We start from the raw sequence: 17621 nt of genomic DNA on the forward strand, positions 1-17621 counted from the left end.
ATGACTGCTACCACAACCGACCCACGAGCCAAGCTGCCTGAGACGCCTTTGTCCGGCAACGAAGCCTTGAAAGAGCGCAGCGATTATCTGCACGGTACGATTAAGGAAGAGTTGAAAGACGACTTTACCGGCGGCTTTACTGCCGACAACTTTCAGCTTATCCGCTTCCACGGCATGTACGAACAGGACAACCGCGATATCCGTGCCGAGCGTACCGAACAAAAACTTGAACCCTTAAAAAACATGATGTTGCGTTGCCGTCTGCCCGGCGGCATCATTACGCCGAAGCAGTGGCTGGGTATCGACAAATTTGCCGGTGAAAATACGATTTACGGCTCTATCCGCCTGACTAACCGTCAAACTTTCCAATATCACGGCATTTTGAAAACCGATCTAAAACAGGCACATCAGGCATTGCACAAACTTGGTTTGGATTCCATTGCCACAGCCAGCGATGTCAACCGCAATGTGTTGTGTACCAGCAATCCGGTGCAAAGCACGTTGCATCAAGAAGCCTATGAATGGGCGGCGCGCATCAGTATGCACCTTCTGCCGCGTACCATGGCATATGCCGATGTCTGGCTGGACGGTGAAAAAGTGTTTACAACCGAGCCGACCGAGCCGCGAAATAAAGAAATTGCCGACGACGTAGAGCCGATTTTGGGTAAAACCTATTTGCCGCGCAAATTCAAAACTGCCGTCGTAATTCCGCCCGACAACGATGTGGACATTCATTCCAACGACTTGGGTTTCGTGGCGATTGCAGAAAATGGCAAGTTGGTGGGCTTCAATGTATTGGTCGGCGGCGGTTTATCCAGCGAACACGGTAATACCAAAACCTATCCGAACACTTCTTACGAATTTGGTTTCGTACCGCTCGAATACACCCTCAACGCCGCCGAAGCCGTCGTCAGCACCCAGCGCGACTGGGGCAACCGCAGCGACCGCAAAGCCGCCCGTACACGCTATACGCTGCAACGCGTGGGCGTGGATGTGTTCAAAGAAGAAGTCGAAAGGCGCATGGGCATTAAGTTTGAGCCCATCCGCCCTTACGAATTCACGCATCGCGGCGACCATATCGGCTGGGTACAAGGGCATGAAGGCAACTGGCATTTGACTTTGTTTATTGAAAACGGCCGTCTGCTCGATTATCCCGGCAGACCGTTGAAAACAGGTATACGCGAAATTGCTAAAATCCATCCCGGCGACTTCCGTCTGACAGCAAACCAAAATCTGGTGGTTGCCAATGTACCGCCCGAATTGAAAGACACAGTTGATAAAATCGCCAAAGATCATGGCCTTATCAGCAAATCGATTACCATCCAGCGTGAGAACTCGATGGCCTGCGTTGCCTTGCCGACTTGCCCGCTGGCAATGGCAGAGGCCGAGCGTTTCCTGCCGACATTCTCCGATAGAATCGACGAAATGTTCGCCAAATATGGCTTGGAAGACGAATACATCGTTTTGCGCGTAACCGGTTGTCCCAACGGTTGCGGCCGCGCTATGCTGGCGGAAATCGGTTTGGTCGGTAAAGCAGTCGGCCGCTACAACCTCTACGCAGGCGGCAACCGTGAAGGCACACGCATTCCTCGTCTGTTTAAAGAAAACATTACCGAACCTGAAATCCTTGAAATTGTCGAAGGCTGGGTAGCAGATTGGTCTCGAAACCGACTCGATGATGAAGGCTTCGGCGATTTTGCCGTCCGTACTGGCATCGTCAAACCCGTATTGGACGCTCCGCGAGACTTCTGGGCATAACGCATACAGACAGACACGACAAGTCTGCAATAAGAAAATAGAGAAAACCAAAGGCCGTCTGAAAATCTGATTTTCAGACGGCCTTTTATATTGTGCGAGTTTATATCAAAGATGGGGTATAAACCGAATCAGCGACGGCGACCAAAGCCCCGACCCATGCTAGGGCGGCGGTAGTTGGAAGGCTGACGCGCGGTTTCGCGGTAACGCTGTTGCTGTTGAGCGTTTTGTTGTTGCGCATTTTGCTGTTGGGCACGCAGGGTACGCGTATTCAGCTGTTGGCTGGTGCGTCTGTTTGGACGTGCGCTTTGATAATAGTTGGCACGGGCTTGACGGGCAATCGGGCTATTTTGATTGCTTGCCTGTGTGAATTTGTTGGCCAATGCGTTGCCGATAAATGCACCGGCTGCCGCGCCCACCAAGCTTTGCAGCAGCCAGCTGCCGGTGGATTGGTCGTAGATGTATTGTTGGCCGTCTGTACCGGTTACCGGTTGGCCGTTGTTGCCGTTGGCTTGTGCTTCGGCAGGAATGGTGTCTTTCACGGCTTCAGGCGTGAGCTGGTAAACCGTATTGTCTTCTTGTTGGCCGTTTTGTTGTGCCAACTGTTGTTGCAATGCTTCGATTTGTTTTTGTTGCTGTTCAAGCTGCGCCTGGGTATTGTCTTTGCAGGCAGCGAGGGCGAAAGTGGAAAGGGCGGCTAAGGCAATCAGTTTTTTCATTGTTTTTCCTGAGAGAGTTTGTCTTTGCCGAGATTTCGGCGGAGTGTGTTTGCCTAATATTAAACCATTTCCCTGTTTTTCAAGTGGTTTTACAAAATAATATTGGAAAGTTGCGCTGCAAATGCGCGGCTGTTGGCTGCCAGATTGCCCAGTGCAGGCATTTCGTGTTCGGTTTCGATAATCAGCAGGTTGGCAGGGCGGCGGGTATGCAGGGACATTTGCATTTCAGCGGGAGAGAAGGGCACGTGATGGCGTTTGGCGAAAGCTTCGGCGCGTTTGTTGGCGGTCTTGAGCATGGGCAGCAGGGTAATATCCAAATGGAAACGGCGTACGCCCAAAACCAAAATACGCGCTGCGAAGAAATCCGCTTCATCAGTAAAAAGGCTGGGGCTGCTTTGATTGAAGTCGTGGCGCTCTGCGGCAATCAAAGTCGCGATGGTGCGCACTTGCGGAATCAGGGCTTCGCTGATGAGGCTGTCAGGCGAATCAGGCAAAGTGTGCATGTTGAGCATGCTGTGGTGGCTGTTGCTGTCAACGACCATGCGGCAGGTGTGTAACATTTGGGTTTGGCTGTGGATTTTAGTTGAGGCAGTCATGGCTGTATTCCTTATTTCTTAAAAATGGGTGGATTTAAGCGGCCATGGTGGGTATAAAAAAAGCCGCTCAAATGAGGCGGCTCTGATTTGCGTATTTTCAATTTGGTCTGTTTCAGACAAGCGCAAAAAAGTACCGCACGTTTGTGTGGTACCAATAGAAGAAAGTAGCGGAGCATTGCGCGGTTTGCATGATGAAAATACGTCTTTAATGTATAAAAGAATGAAACGTAGTTTAAAACAAGAATGCCAGTAATTTCAATATCCAATCGACAAAACCCACCAATAAATCTACAAGTTGTTGTAATCCTTCCAATTTATTTTCTTTCGAGTGAGTCAATTTGCACAATTATAATGCAAAACCGGGTGAATTGATAACAATCCGAGCAGGCTCTTTAAAAAGGCCGTCTGAAATTTAGCTTTCAGACGGCCTTTATTTTTGTTTATCCAATCAATAAACGTCGCGTTGGTAGCGTTTGTCTTCGCGCAGATCGTTGAGGTAGTCTTCGGCTTCGTCACGGCTGAGTTTGCCTTGGGTTTCGATGACTTCGATCAGGGCGTTTTCGACATCGCGTGCCATGCGTGCGGCGTCGCCGCAGACGTAGATGTGTGCGCCTTGTTGCAGCCAGTTCCAAACTTCGGCGGCGCGTTCGGTTATTTTGTGTTGGACGTAGACTTTGTGTTCGCCTTGACGGCTCCATGCGAGGTCGGCGCGGGTGAGGAGGCCGTCTTTGCGCCAATCGCTCCATTCGAGTTGGTAGAGGAAGTCGTCGGCCAGGCGTCGGTTGCCGAAGAAGAGCCAGTTTTTGCCGCTGTCACCATTGGCTGCGCGTTGTTGCATAAAGGAGCGGAAGGGGGCGACGCCTGTGCCTGCGCCTATCATGATGATGGGTGTATCGCCGTTTTGCGGCAGGCGGAAGTTGGGGTTGGGTTCGACAAAGACGCGGACTTCGCTGCCTTCTTCGAGGCGTTCGCCCAAGTAGCCGGATGCTGCGCCGGTGTAGGTGTGGTCATGGTGGTCGAAACGGACGACGCCGATGGTGAGGTGGACTTCTTCGCCGACTTCATCTTGTGCGGAGGCGATGGAGTAAAGGCGCGGGGTTTGTGGGCGGAAGAGGCTGTATAGGGTTTGTGCGTCCAGTGGGTGCGGATAGGCGGCAAATACGCCTACGGGCGGTGTGGCGGCGAGGTAGGCATCCAGTTGGGCTTTATCTGCAACTATGGTTTTGAGTTCCTCGTTGTTTGTTAATTCGGCGTATTGTTGGACGAATGCCGGTGTGTTTTGGGTGATGTCTGCGGATTCGGTCAGGGCGGTGCGGATGTCGGTTTCGCGGCCGTCTGAAAGTTGGACGGTTTCGTTGCCGTTCAGTTGGTCGAGGTCGAGGATTTCTTGAACGAGGTCGGCGGCATTCAGCGGCCATACGCCGAGCGCGTCGCCTGCCTGATAATGCAGACCTGAGCCGCTGAGGTCGATTTCGATGTGTTCGACGTCTTTTTCTGCGGTGCGTGAGGTGATTTTTTGGCGCACGGAGAGGGTGGCTGTGTAGGGGTTTTCTTTGGTGTAGATGGCATCGTTGCTTGGTGTGGCCGAGCCGTTTGGTGCAGCGGTTGTACTTGGGCTTGTTGCTTGGGCGGCTAATTCGGCTACTTTGGGTACGACGGCGGTAATCCATGCGTCGGCATTTGCTTGGAATTCTAAGTTGCAAATGCCCAAGTCGTTCAGACGGCTTGCACCCAGTTCGGCAAATTTGGCATCAAAGTCTTTGCCTGCTTGGCAGAAGTTGGGATAGGAGGAATCGCCAAGACCCAAGACGGCAAAGGTCAGTTTGCTGAGATCAGGTTTCTTTTTGCCGTAGATGAATTTGTATAGGGGCAGGGCTTCTTCGGGCGGTTCGCCTTCGCCTTGGGTGGAGGTAACTAAAAGCACGATGTCTTCGTCGGGCAGGGTTTTGCTTTTGAAATCGCCTGCGCTGCTGAGGCGGGCTTCTACGCCGGCGGCTTGAAGTTTGGCGTGTAGGGATTCGGCAATGCTGCGGGCATTGCCGGTTTGGGAGGCGGAGAGAACTAATATGCGGCGGCTGATGGTCGAGGCGGCCGTTTGCAGGGCAGATGGTTCGGCTGCTACACCGGATACGCCTTGGCTTTGCGCCCAGCAATAGCCGGAGAGCCAGGCAAGTTGGGTGGGGGATAGAGTTGAGAGTTGGACGGAGAGTTCGGGTGGAAGCGGATTGGCTTGGCTCATTTGGATTCCTTTGTTGGACGGCTATAACCGATTGTTTGAATAATGGACAATCGCCACTTTAAACAGGCCGTCTGAAAAAAGGAAAGAATGCTTGGTTTTAATTTAAGATGATTTCGTTATATTCGGGAAGGTATTAGGCCGTCTGAACATGCTCATTCAGACGGCCTTGGATTGGATAGAAACGAGATTTTCAGTTTCCGCTGGAGAGTTTCATCACTACGACGCCGGAGATGATGAGAAATGCGCCGAGTCAGCGGCCGAAGTTGGCTGCATCGTTGAAAAATACAACGCCTACCAAAAAAGCTCCTGCCGCGCCTATGCCTGTCCAGACGGCGTAGGCTGTACCCATCGGAATACTTTTTTGGGCAAGGTAAAGGAAGTATCCGCTACCGGCGATGCAGGTAAGCGCGGCGGCAAAGCCATGCCAGCGGTAGCCTTCTTGTTGTGCCAGCTTTAAGCCCAATGGCCAGCCGATTTCCAGCATACCGGCTAAGATTAAATAAAACCAACTCATAATATATCCTGATAGTGTGTTAAGGTTTCAGACGGCCTTGGAAAGATTGTTTTCTTCTGAGAGTTCAACGCGTTGTCCGATATCTTTTAGATTGGAGTATTGTTCGACCAAGCGCGGTACATCGTCCAAGCTCATTGCAAACATCCATAAATAAGTGCTGACGGAATAGATATGGCCGGCGCTGCCATAGCCTTTAAGCGTCATGTGTATAAAGGCGAAGCCGAACAATACGCTCATTGCCATACCGATACTGAGATAGCCTAAGGCTTCGCGGTTGGAAATCAGCACGCGTAGTTTGGCAACCCATCCGTAGTGGCGGTAGAGCTGATGTTCGTTGCCGTCGCGGATAAGGTGGTTGTCGCGTTCAAGCCGGTTGTTTAAACGGAAATATAGGTTTTCGCTGATGGCGGCAAAACGCGGCAGCAACCATAAAAACAGGGCAAGTATCGCGACAGCCAATACGCCTACCCAAAATTCCAATATCAGCAACATCATACATGCACCGAAGATGGAGACCAGCGAAGTAGCAGCGATGGGCAGGTGTTCTTCAAAAAAACTGACAAACTCACGCGATAGGGCGACGCGTGCGGTAATGGCGGAATGCGGTACTTCTCGCTTGCGCTGTTCCAAAACGACAGGGACGGCTATCTCAGTATAGATCTGGGTAAATGTGCGCGTATCGGCTATCCTGCGGGCGGCACCGATTATCCACATCAATAAAACCACCACACCATACAACATTGCCTGCCAGACTTTGCCTTCCATAACGGCATTAATCGCCCAGCCGCCAAATACGGGATATACCAGCAAGAGCAGATTATCCAAGCCGACGAGAGAGAAGGTTGTGATGAGTTTGCGGCGGTGTGTTTTGCCGATGTGTTTCAACATTTTCCACATGGTTGCCCTCCTTATTTAGTATTGAGGGTTTGCGCCATTAATTCGGCTAATGTGTCCAAATCGGCAAACAGTCGGGCTGCACGTTTTTCACCGAAGGCGGTAAAAATTCGTTTGCTGAATTCCTGCATGTTTTGCACCAATGGTGCGGCGTATTCCTTGCCTTGCTCGGTCAGCGACAATAAGCGTTCGCGTTTGTCTTGTTCGCTTTCGTGAAATGTCAGCAAGCCTTGTTCTGCCAGCGTTTTGCATGTGCCGGAAACGGTTTGTTTGGGCAGGCTCCACTCTTCGCCTATGTATTTTTGAGTGCGGCTGCCTTCGGTGGCTAAGGTGTAGAGAACGGCTAAGGTATTGTAGTTGGTGTTTTGCTGTTTAATCCATTGGTCGAATGCGCTGTCTATGCGGCTAATGCGCATACCGAGTTGGTCAAGTTGATTCATAAATTGGTCTCGATATTGACTAATTGGATGCGGATTATAGTCATGTTTAGGACTAATTGCAAATAGAAGGCCGTCTGAAACAATCATTTTCAGACGTCCTTGAAAACGTTAAAATAGTTAATGTAGAAACGATATATTCAAATTACGATAAATCTAATAAAACCATCTTCAACACATACGCCATGATTCATTTCTTATCTCAAAATATTTCATCCAAACAAGCCACTGCTATCGGGCTGCTTGCCGTTGCCTTGTGGAGCTTCGTCATTTCTCTGATACGCTCTTTGAGCCTGCATATGGGGGCAGTGGGTGGCGCGGCAATGATGTACACCTTGTCCACCGTATTGATTTGGCTGATTTTCGGCCGGCCGCATTTGCGCAATTACAACCGCAGCTATTTGTTTTGGGCGAGCGTGTTTTTTGTCGGCTGCGAACTGTGTTTGTCGCTATCGGTCGGTTTTGCGCAAAACGCGAGACAGGCGGTGGAAATCGGCATGGTCAATTATTTGTGGCCGACGTTTACCATCGTTGGAGCGGTATATTTCAACAAACAGCCGTCAAAATGGTGGATAGTTATCGGCTTTGTGCTGTCGTTTTTAGGGATTGCCACTGTATTGGGCGGCGATGTCGGCTTGTCGGTTTCCGGTATTTACCACAATGTCCGCACCAATCCCGGCGGCTATATCATGGCATTTGCGGACGCAGTGTTTTGGGCGGCATATTGCACGCTGACGGCGCGTGTGAAAGCGGAAGGCAGCAGCGTCGGCTTCTTCTTTGCGCTGGTGTCGATACTGTTGTGGATCGAATACTTTCTCAGCGGCGCGAATACGTTGAATTTTGATGCCGTATCGCTCGGCTATGCCGTTGCCGCCGCAGCCTGCATGGGTTTGGGCTATGCGGTGTGGAATATCGGTATTTCGCGCGGCAACCTGACCGTATTGGCTGGCGCATCTTATTTCATTCCGGTATTGTCTGCGGTGGTGTCATCGTTTGTGATTAGCGCGCCTTTGTCCATGACGTTTTGGCAGGGGGCGGGAGTGGTGTGCTTAGGATCGATTGTGTGTTGGTTGGCGACCCGGAGAAAACGGATGGCGTGAGGCAACATCCTATAGCTTTGCGATATAACGAAAACAGCTTTTTTAACAACCAAACATTCTTTCCCATTTTCAGACGGCCTGTTTAAAGTAGCGGTCAGTTTGAGAAATCACGAAAAATGGGAAAGAATCATGACCGCAGCTTCCGCTCCGCTTTTACGCTTCATCACCGCCGGCAGTGTTGATGACGGCAAATCCACGCTCATCGGCCGCCTGCTATACGACAGCAAAACCTTGCTGACCGACCAGGTCGACAAGCTCAACCGCGCCACCGAAAACGGCGAAATGCCCGACTTCGCCAGTCTGACTGACGGCCTTGCCGCCGAGCGCGAACAAGGCATTACCATTGACGTGGCCTACCGTTATTTCGCCACACCCAAACGCAAATTCATTATTGCCGACACGCCGGGACACGAGCAATACACGCGCAATATGGTTACCGGCGCATCAACTGCCGATGCCGCCATTATTTTGGTCGATGCCACGCGCGTCGATTTTTCCGGCAGCGAGCCCGTCCTCCTGCCGCAGACCAAACGCCACAGCGCGATTTTGAAGCTCTTGGGCTGCCCCAATATCATCGTCGCCGTCAACAAACTCGACCTGCTCGACTTTGACGAAGCCAAATATCAAGCCATTACCGAAGCCTACCGCAAACTGGCGGAACAAATCGGCCTCCAAGCACAAATCCACTTCCTGCCCATCAGCGCCTTGAAAGGCGACAATATCGTCAATGCAAGCAGTCAAACCCCGTGGTATCAAGGTTTACCGCTTTTGCCTTTGCTTGAAAGCCTGCCCGTCAACCGTCAAAATGCCGCCGACCAAGCCGCGCATTTTCCCGTACAACGTGTGGCGCGCCAAGACGGCAGTAGCAGTGACGACTTCCGCGGTTATCAAGGCAGATTGGAAGCGGGCCGTCTGAAAGTGGGCGATGAAGTTAAAGTCCTGCCCAGTGGCCATGTTGCCAAGGTTGCCGAAATCTATAATGCAAACGGTAAAACCGAATCTGCCGAGGCAGGGGAAGTGTTGACTGTCGTTTTGGATACCGATATCGATATTTCACGCGGCAACAGTATTGTTTCAGCCGACAGCACCATTGTTCCCAAACAACAATTTCAAGCCGCGCTTTGCTGGTTTGACGATATTCCGCTCAATCTGCGCCGTAAATATTTGTTGAAACACACGACCCAAACCACGCCCGTAAAAATCAGCGAAATTGCCTATGTTTGGGACGTGAACACCCTCAGCCGCGTCGAATCCGCCGAAACGCTCAAGCTCAACGACATCGGCAGCGTCAGCTTTAAAACCCAGCAGCCGCTCGCCGCTGCCGCATACGAAGACAACCATGCACAAGGCGCGTTTATTTTGATTGACGAAGCCACCAACCATACTGTCGCGGCAGGCATGATACGCAAAGTCAGCGAAACAAACAGTTTTGAAATTTAAAAGAAAAGTTGAAATAAAAGAAGGCCGTCTGAACATTCAGACGGCCTAATATTTTATCCAAGTCGGAAATGCTTATGCACCGTAAACCGGATATTTATTGCACAAAGCAGTCACTTGTTCGCGGACTTTGGCGAGATTGGCTTCATCTTCAGGATTGGCCAATACGTCGGCAACCAAGTTCGCCAATACGCGTGCGTCGGCTTCGTTAAAGCCGCGCGTAGTCATGGCGGCGGAGCCGATGCGGATGCCGGAGGTAACGAATGGTTTTTCCGGATCATTCGGGATGGCATTTTTGTTGACGGTGATATGAGCTTTGCCCAAAGCGGCTTCGGCGGCTTTGCCGGTGATTTTCATCGGTTGCAGGTCAACGAGGAAAACGTGGCTTTCAGTACGGCCGGAAACGATGCGCAAACCGCGTTTGACCAACTCTTCCGCCATGGCGGCAGCATTGATTTTCACTTGTTTCGCGTATTGTTTGAACTCAGGTTGCAATGCTTCTTTAAACGCTACGGCTTTGGCAGCGATAACGTGCATCAACGGGCCGCCTTGCAGGCTTGGGAAGATGGAAGAGTTCAGCGCTTTTTCATGGGTATTGTCACGGCACAAAATCACACCGCCGCGAGGACCGCGCAGGGTTTTGTGGGTGGTGGTGGTTACGAAGTCGCAGAATGGCACCGGGTTAGGATATTCGCCGCCGGCAATCAGACCGGCATAGTGCGCCATGTCGACAAAAAGGTATGCGCCGACTTTATCGGCGATTTCGCGGAATTTTGCCCAGTCGATTTGCAGCGCGTAGGCAGATGCACCGGCCACAATCATTTTAGGTTTGTGTTCGAGAGCCAAGCGTTCTACTTCGGCATAATCGAGAACTTCGTTTTCATCCAAACCATAAGTAATGGCGTTGTAGAGTTTGCCCGAAATATTGACGCTGGCACCGTGGGTCAAGTGGCCGCCGTGTGCCAGAGACATGCCCAAAATGGTGTCGCCCGGTTTCAAAACAGAAGCGTACACGGCTTGGTTGGCTTGAGAGCCGGAGTGCGGTTGAACGTTGGCATAAGCGGCGCCAAACAGTTCTTTTACGCGGTCAATCGCCAATTGTTCGACAATATCAACATATTCACAGCCGCCGTAGTAGCGTTTGCCAGGATAGCCTTCAGCGTATTTGTTGGTCAATTGCGAACCTTGGGCTTCCATAACGGCACAGCTGACGTAGTTTTCAGAGGCGATCAGCTCGACGTGGTCTTGCTGGCGCTTGTCTTCTTGGGCGATGGCTGCTGCCAAATCGGGGTCATATTGTGCGAGGGTAACGCTTTTTGAAAACATGTTCTCGATTCCTTTGTGATGGGCTGAAAATATAGGATGGAGTGCTGCGAATTGGTTCAAGATGAACTATTTTTCTTGCATTGTCAACAATTGTGTCGGGTGTTTGGTTTCAGACGGCCTGAGATTAAAGGGTTTATTTGAAAATATCATCTTGTTTTAAATGAAAATCCATTTTTTCCAGAAGCGCGGCTAAGTCGGCTTCTGCTTGGGCAGCCTTAAGATTTTTTGCCAGTTCTACTAAGGCTACTGCATTTAATCGTTCTTTCTCCAGCCGTAGAGCTTCTTCGCTGAAGATTTTGATATTGTCTGCCGATTCGGCGGTATCTATTTTTTCAAATGGATAAAATGATTCTTCGTGCACGGCCAAACCGTCGGGCAAGGGGGCAGCATGGTTGAAATCGGCATCATTGACCGGCATCCATGAAGGATGGTTTTCAAGCAGGATAAATTGTCCGTCCATGCCGTTGATATGACGGAATAGGGTGGTTCGGCCATTGTGTAAACGCATAAGCCCGATTGTATGCCCAAGTCGGTAAGCCGTCTATAAAGCCGTTTCTTTCTATTTTGGCGCTAACTTATGTTGATATTATTAATTTTGATGTAAAACAGTTTCGACTTAAAAAAGACTGGATAAAACGCCCGTGTTTGTTATAATGAAGCTAAAGATTGATTCGTCCTAGTTTTTGACCGCAGTACTTTTTTATTTAATTAACAAGAGAGGAAAACAAAATGTTTCCAGAATATCGCGATTTGATTTCTAAACTGAAACAAGAAGATGCACACTTTGCCCGTTTGTTTGACGAGCACAATGAGCTGGACGATAAAATCACCGGTTTGGTTAACAACCCTGTTACCAGCGGTGCCGAAGAGATTGAAGAGCTGAAAAAAGCCAAACTCAAACTCAAAGACGAATTGTATGCTCTTCTGCAAAAAGCAGCAGGCAAATAATTAAAAATTGAATAAGGCCGTCTGAACGGTATGATAGAAATCTTGGATTTCGTTTCATGCCGGTTCAGACGGCCTTTTTAGTTGTTTGGTATTTGTTATTTTTATTAGCACAATTTAACTTTTAATTGTAAATCACTCTTAATTGCATTGAAAACTCTGTTAAGTTTATTTAAAATCCAAAATGATTTTAATTTTAAACAAACAAAACCAAGAGAAACAATGTAATGAAAACATTCACACTCGCCATTTTGCCTTTGGCGTTGATTAGTGCATTCTCACACGCAGCTGAAGAGAAAGCAGTTGAGCAGGCTGAAGTCGATACCGTTTACGTTACTGCCGAGAAACAACTGCAACAGTCGCTCGGCGTATCTCGTATTTCTAAAGACGACATCGACAAACGCCCTGCAGCCAATGATATTTCCGAATTTGTCCGCACCATGCCGGGTGTCAACCTGACCGGTAATACGGCCACAGGTCAGCGTGGCAACAAACGCCAAATCGACTTGCGTGGTATGGGCCCTGAAAACACTTTGATTTTGATTGACGGCAAGCCGGTTAATTCGCGCCAATCCGAGCGTATAAGTATGCGTGGTGAACGCAATACGCGTGGCGACAGTAACTGGGTGCCGGTTGAAGAAATCGAATCGATTACTGTTTTGCGCGGTCCGGCGGCGACCCGTTACGGCTCTGGCGCGATGGGTGGCGTGGTCAATATTGTTACCAAAAAAGTGTCTAAAGAATTTAAAGGCCAAGTCAATCTGTATGCCAATCAGCCGCAAGACAGCAAAGAGGGCGCAACCCGCCGTATCGGCTTTAATTTGAGCGGCCCGATTATCCAAGATACTTTGGGCTTCCGCATTTATGGCAATCTCAATAAAACCGAACCCGATGCTGCCGATATTAATGCCGGACACGGTAATGACAGTGCGGCCGGTGTCGAAGGCGTACGCAATAAAGACATTGCAGGCCGTCTGCAATGGAAAATCAGCCCAGCGCAAACGCTGATTTTGGACAGCAGTTACAGCCGTCAGGGCAATATCTACAACGGCGATACGCAAAACAGCAATCCGCGTTCTGCTTTGGTTAATTCTTTGGCCGACAGCAAAGCCGAAACTGCCCGCTTATACCGTTCCGCTTATTCTTTAACGCATGACGGCGCATGGGAATGGGGCGATACTAAAAACGTGATCAGTTATGAGCGCACAATCAACAGCCACTTGCCTGAAGGTTTGGCCGGTGGTCCGGAAGGCAGCTATACAGGCTTGGATTTTGTTCAAAGCCGTCTGAAAAACCTGCGCTTCAGCAGCGAAGCGAATATTCCGTTCAAACTTGGTGTCGATAACGTGTTGACGGTTGGTGCAGAATTTACTGACAGCAAATTGGACGATCCTGCCTCCAATACTCAGGGATTTAAAGACCAAGGCAAAACCGATGCGTTTAACGGCATCTCCGCAACGCGCGGTGGTAAGGCATCTCAACGCAACTGGGCGGCATACGTTGAAGACAATATTTCATTGACCGACAAAACCCATCTGATTCCGGCTATCCGTTTTGACCACAACAGCGACAGCGGTAGCAACTGGAGTCCGGCTTTGAACTTCTCGCATCAAATCGGCGAAAATTGGTTGGTCAAAGGCGGTGTTGCCCGTGCGTACAAAGCGCCAAATTTGTATCAAACCAATCCTGACTTTATCCTGTACACACGCGGTCAGGGTTGTCCGCTTAATGCGCCGAACAGTGTCCGCTGCTACTACATGGGCAACAGCAATTTGAAACCTGAAACCAGCATCAATAAAGAGATTGGTCTTGAGTTCAACAAAAACGGCTGGCAGGCTTCCGCGACTTATTTCCATAATGCGTACCGCAATAAAATCGTGATCGGCGACCAGCTTATTGCCACCAGCAATATCGGCAACTGGCTCCTGCAATGGGAAAATACGCCGAAAGCGACGATTTCGGGTATCGAAGGCAACTTGGTGATTCCGTTGCATGACACACTCAAGTGGAGCAACAATTTCACTTACATGCACAAATCCGAAGATTATCAAGGCAATCCATTGTCTTTGGTGCCGAAACACACCATCAACAGCACACTGTCTTGGACGCCGAACGAACGCTTCGATGCCAATCTGACCTTTACCCACTACGGCCGCACCAAGCCGCGCAGCGTGGCAGTCAACCGTTTGGAACAAAACGGCAATCCTCGTGCAGGCGTGGCAGCGTTGTCTTCCGAACACAGCCAAACCCAAGTCGGTTCTTACGGCATTTGGGGCATCAATGCAGGCTACAACTGGAACAAACGCGTGGCCGTCCGTGGCGGTATCAGCAATCTGTTTGACAAAAAACTGTATCGCACAACTGCCGGCGCACAAACTTACAACGAGCATGGTCGTGCCTTCTACGGCAGTTTGAAAGTATCGTTTTAAGTAGAAGCGTATTAAATCAGGCCGTCTGAAACGGTGTGAAATGAAATCTAAGATTTCTGACACATGGTTTCAGACGGCCTTTTTGATTTTAAATTTAGAAGTATTTGTTGTTACGGAATTTGCTTCACTTTTTTTAGGAAAGTAAAAAGGGCGACACTCGCCGCCCTATGAATCTAAAAGATTTATTCGACCCAAGTCACCATTTCTTCAATCGGTTTGCGTGATTTTTTAGTGATTTCTTTGGCGCGATAGCCGAATGTTGCCGCTACGGATACGCCCCATTCGTTGGCATCAAACAGGCCTTCTGCTGCCAATACTTCGTTCATTTTATCGTAGTTGAAGCCTTCGATTGGACAGGAATCGATGCCGATGGCGGCTGCGCCTGTAAGCATATTCGCCAAAGCAATATAGGTCTGCTTGCCGCTCCAGTCGAAGAGTGCGCGTTGGTCGTTGGCAATTTTAATGTCGGTTTCTTGGAAGCTTTTGTATCTTGCCAACGCTTTTTCCAGTTGCTCTCCTTGCAGGCCCCTGCGTTCGGCAACACTGTGGAAGAACGGGGTATCGTAACGCGCATTTTTCTTGGCAAGGATAATCACCAGATGGCTGCAGTCGTCCAGTTGCGATTGCATACCCCAGCTGAAAGGCTTGATTTTCTCACGCAGGGCTTTGTTTTGAATCACCAAGAATTTCCATGGCTCGGATCCGACAGAGCTGGGCGAGAGGCGGGCAAATTCTAAAATTGCTGCAAAATCTTCTTGGCTGATTTTTTTGTTGGGATCGTAATAACGGGTGGAGCAGCGATTTTCGAATACTTGCAGCATTTGTTCGCGTGTAATTTGATTCATCTGGTTTTCCTAATAAATGAAGATGTTATTTTGACAGTTTTGCCAATATTCGGTTCCTTTTGAGGCATCATTACCGGCATAACCTTAAGGAGGAAACAGGCTGGGGCAACACCATGTTAAATCAAACCTGACGGTCAGGCTATCTTTTAATTCTGAATTTCGCCAAAAAATTCGATAAATATCAATATCAATATGAAAAGGCCGTCTGAAACTTTAAACGTTTAAAGTTTCAGACGGCCTTTGATTTCAAATCCTAATTACAGATGAGGATTCATCAGGTTTTCAGGGGAGAGGATGCGGTTGAGTTCTTCTTCGCTCAATAAACCGCGCTCCAATACGACTTCGCGCACGCCTTTGCCGGTTTGGGCGCAGATTTTGCCGACCAAGTCGCCATTGCGGTGGCCGATGTATGGGTTCAGATAAGTGACCAAACCAATGGAGTTGAAGACGTAGTGTTCGCAGATTTCGCGGTTGACCGTAATGCCTTTGACGCATTTGTCTGACAGGTTGACCGCGGCATTGCCCAAGAGGGAAATGGTTTCAAACATACATTGGGCGATTACCGGCTCCATAACGTTCAGCTGCAACTGACCTGCTTCGGCTGCGAAAGTGATGGTGGTGTCGTTGCCGATGACTTTGAAGCAGACTTGGTTGACGACTTCGGGAATCACGGGATTGACTTTGGCGGGCATGATGGAAGAACCGGCCTGCAATTCAGGCAGGTTGATTTCTTTCAAACCGGCGCGCGGACCGGAAGAGAGCAGGCGCAAGTCGTTACAGATTTTGGACAGTTTGACGGCTGTGCGTTTCAATGCGCCGTGTACCATCACATATGCGCCGCAGTCGGAGGTCGCTTCGATCAGGTTTTCAGTCAGTTTGCAAGGCAGGCCGCTGACTTCGGAGAGTTTCTCAACGACCAAAGCCGCATAGCCTTTAGGCGTATTCACGCCGGTACCGATGGCGGTGGCGCCGAGGTTGACTTCAAGCAGCAGGGAGCGGGTACGGTCGAGGTTGAGGATTTCTTCTTCCAACAACACTTGGAAAGATTGAAACTCTTGTCCGGCAGTCATCGGCACGGCATCTTGAAGCTGGGTGCGGCCCATTTTCAAAACATCTTTAAACTCTTCGGCTTTGGCGGCGAAGGCGTTTTTCAGGACGGCCAGTTTGTCGAGCAATTCACCGATGCTGTAATACACGGCAAGGCGGAAGCCGGTAGGGTAGGCGTCGTTGGTGGATTGGCTGGCGTTGACATGGTCCATCGGATTGACGATGTCGTAGTGGCCTTTTTCGTGACCCAAGACTTCCAATGCGAGGTTGGCAATGACTTCGTTGGTATTCATGTTGACCGAAGTACCGGCGCCGCCTTGATAAACGTCAGACGGGAATTGGTCGAGGCAGCGGCCTTTGACCAATACTTCATCGCAGGCTTTTTCGATGGCGGCCGCGATTTCCGGCTTGATGGCACCCAATGCGCCGTTGGCTTGCGCAGTGGCTTTTTTAACCATGACCATGCTGCGGACAAATTGCGGTACGTCGGAAATTTTTTGTGTGGAAATTTTAAAGTTTTCAATGGCACGCAGCGTGTGGATACCCCAATAAACTTCAGCAGGGATCTCGCGGTCGCCCAATAAATCGTGTTCGATTCGTACAGTCATTTCTCTTACCTTCTCGTATAGTTGTGTTGGTGTGCATTATGCGTTTGGAACATTAGCCCAGTTCGGCAAGATTGTCCAGTCGGGTAAGGCTTAATCGTCAGGGTGAAAACGTGCCGCTTCACGCTCTTTTGCGGCTGTCTCTTTATCTTTCAATTTCGCACCCAAGCCCAACATTTTTTCATATTCGGATTGCGGCGTGCCATCCTCTTCCATGCCGAATGCGCTGGCATTGACCCAAAGGGAAAGCAGGGAAACGATGAAGGCGAAAAAACCAACGATATACCAAAACATTTTTTTCTTCCTTGTGTGTCTGCGGGTGCAGATTGTTGTGGTTTGTAAAGATGTGAATGTAGCACAAACGCGGTTGGGTTTAAATTCTTCTCCCGCATTCTTTCATTGATTTACCTGTAAGTGTTTAGAAAGGAAAAGGCCGTCTGAAAAGTAAGACTTTTCAGACGGCCTCGGGGCTTTATCGGGAAGATTTAGCCGCCGCATGCGCCGCAGCAACCGCCTTCGCCATGACCGCCGCGTTTTTCTTCGTTGTTGATAACGGGCAGCTCGGTTTCTTCGGTTTGCTCTTTTTTATCTTCAGGCAAATCGTTTACTTTGATTTTGTTTTCTTCGGCCATGATACATCCTTTCAATGGATTGAGGAGTGGAAAGATTCATAAAGATAGCATCTTTAAACGGATAAACCAAGCAGTACAAAACTGCCTTGTGATAATGCCAT

General features: G+C 49.6%; 17 protein-coding genes. 5 read left to right on the forward strand and 12 right to left on the reverse strand.

The window, feature by feature from the left end; translation table 11 throughout:
* Nucleotides 1–1758, forward strand: a complete 1758-nt coding sequence (gene cysI, locus ACTHTJ_RS08450) for an assimilatory sulfite reductase (NADPH) hemoprotein subunit (RefSeq protein WP_440360917.1) — start codon at nt 1–3, stop codon at nt 1756–1758.
* 128 nt (nt 1759–1886) lie between these two features.
* Here cysI and ACTHTJ_RS08455 read toward each other — a convergent pair whose 3' ends face one another.
* The 6 genes from ACTHTJ_RS08455 to ACTHTJ_RS08480 form a co-directional block, all read right to left on the reverse strand.
* Nucleotides 1887–2474 carry a hypothetical protein gene (locus ACTHTJ_RS08455; protein ID WP_070585585.1) on the reverse strand — a complete coding sequence of 196 codons (588 nt, stop codon included), beginning with the start codon at nt 2472–2474 and terminating at the stop codon, nt 1887–1889.
* Nucleotides 2475–2563: 89 nt separating this feature from the next.
* Nucleotides 2564–3070 carry a hypothetical protein gene (locus ACTHTJ_RS08460; RefSeq protein ID WP_070585586.1) on the reverse strand — a complete coding sequence of 169 codons (507 nt, stop codon included), beginning with the start codon at nt 3068–3070 and terminating at the stop codon, nt 2564–2566.
* 448 nt (nt 3071–3518) lie between these two features.
* Nucleotides 3519–5309, reverse strand: coding sequence for an assimilatory sulfite reductase (NADPH) flavoprotein subunit (locus ACTHTJ_RS08465; protein WP_440360918.1), 1791 nt, complete (start codon nt 5307–5309; stop codon nt 3519–3521).
* A gap of 250 nt (nt 5310–5559) precedes the next feature.
* Nucleotides 5560–5823, reverse strand: a complete 264-nt coding sequence (locus ACTHTJ_RS08470; protein ID WP_440360919.1) for a DMT family transporter — start codon at nt 5821–5823, stop codon at nt 5560–5562.
* 27 nt (nt 5824–5850) lie between these two features.
* The gene (locus ACTHTJ_RS08475) at nt 5851–6720 is read right to left on the reverse strand and encodes an ABC transporter six-transmembrane domain-containing protein (RefSeq protein ID WP_070585592.1); all 870 of its coding nucleotides are present in this window, start codon (nt 6718–6720) and stop codon (nt 5851–5853) included.
* 11 nt (nt 6721–6731) lie between these two features.
* A complete protein-coding gene (locus tag ACTHTJ_RS08480) occupies nt 6732–7157 on the reverse strand; it encodes a MarR family winged helix-turn-helix transcriptional regulator (protein ID WP_070585594.1) in 426 nt (141 codons plus the stop codon).
* 182 nt (nt 7158–7339) lie between these two features.
* Here ACTHTJ_RS08480 and yddG point away from each other — a divergent pair, with 182 nt between their 5' ends.
* Both yddG and ACTHTJ_RS08490 read left to right on the forward strand, forming a co-directional pair.
* Nucleotides 7340–8254, forward strand: a complete 915-nt coding sequence (gene yddG / locus ACTHTJ_RS08485) for an aromatic amino acid DMT transporter YddG (RefSeq protein ID WP_070585596.1) — start codon at nt 7340–7342, stop codon at nt 8252–8254.
* Nucleotides 8255–8383: 129 nt separating this feature from the next.
* Nucleotides 8384–9694: a sulfate adenylyltransferase subunit 1 gene (locus tag ACTHTJ_RS08490; protein WP_070585597.1), complete on the forward strand. Its 1311-nt coding sequence runs from the start codon at nt 8384–8386 to the stop codon at nt 9692–9694.
* A 72-nt stretch (nt 9695–9766) separates the two neighbouring features.
* On the opposite strand, the gene glyA is transcribed toward ACTHTJ_RS08490, so the two are convergent.
* Together glyA and ACTHTJ_RS08500 are read right to left on the reverse strand one after the other, a co-directional pair.
* Complete coding sequence (gene glyA, locus ACTHTJ_RS08495) at nt 9767–11017, reverse strand: serine hydroxymethyltransferase (RefSeq protein WP_070585599.1); 1251 nt, start codon at nt 11015–11017, stop codon at nt 9767–9769.
* A gap of 133 nt (nt 11018–11150) precedes the next feature.
* Entirely contained in the window at nt 11151–11525 is a 375-nt protein-coding gene (locus ACTHTJ_RS08500; RefSeq protein ID WP_070585602.1) for a hypothetical protein, read from the reverse strand.
* A 221-nt stretch (nt 11526–11746) separates the two neighbouring features.
* Between ACTHTJ_RS08500 and ACTHTJ_RS08505 the strand changes: the two genes are divergently transcribed.
* Nucleotides 11747–11965 (forward strand): YdcH family protein, encoded by a 219-nt coding sequence (locus tag ACTHTJ_RS08505; RefSeq protein WP_003685475.1) that lies wholly within the window; start codon nt 11747–11749, stop codon nt 11963–11965.
* Between the two features lie 224 nt (nt 11966–12189).
* Entirely contained in the window at nt 12190–14391 is a 2202-nt protein-coding gene (locus tag ACTHTJ_RS08510) for a FepA family TonB-dependent siderophore receptor (protein WP_070585604.1), read from the forward strand.
* Nucleotides 14392–14573: 182 nt separating this feature from the next.
* Here ACTHTJ_RS08510 and ACTHTJ_RS08515 read toward each other — a convergent pair whose 3' ends face one another.
* The 4 genes from ACTHTJ_RS08515 to ACTHTJ_RS08530 all read right to left on the reverse strand — a co-directional run bounded on the left by ACTHTJ_RS08515 (nt 14574) and on the right by ACTHTJ_RS08530 (nt 17520).
* Entirely contained in the window at nt 14574–15236 is a 663-nt protein-coding gene (locus ACTHTJ_RS08515) for an NAD(P)H-dependent oxidoreductase (RefSeq protein ID WP_070585606.1), read from the reverse strand.
* A gap of 257 nt (nt 15237–15493) precedes the next feature.
* Nucleotides 15494–16891, reverse strand: a complete 1398-nt coding sequence (aspA, locus tag ACTHTJ_RS08520; RefSeq protein ID WP_070585608.1) for an aspartate ammonia-lyase — start codon at nt 16889–16891, stop codon at nt 15494–15496.
* A gap of 90 nt (nt 16892–16981) precedes the next feature.
* The gene (locus tag ACTHTJ_RS08525) at nt 16982–17182 is read right to left on the reverse strand and encodes a hypothetical protein (RefSeq protein WP_003746297.1); all 201 of its coding nucleotides are present in this window, start codon (nt 17180–17182) and stop codon (nt 16982–16984) included.
* Between the two features lie 191 nt (nt 17183–17373).
* A complete protein-coding gene (locus ACTHTJ_RS08530; RefSeq protein ID WP_049336812.1) occupies nt 17374–17520 on the reverse strand; it encodes a hypothetical protein in 147 nt (48 codons plus the stop codon).
* Between the last annotated feature and the right edge of the window lie 101 nt (nt 17521–17621).

Origin of the sequence: Neisseria sp. P0018.S001, from assembly GCF_051957355.1 — a bacterium.
Classification (GTDB): domain Bacteria; phylum Pseudomonadota; class Gammaproteobacteria; order Burkholderiales; family Neisseriaceae; genus Neisseria; species Neisseria subflava_A.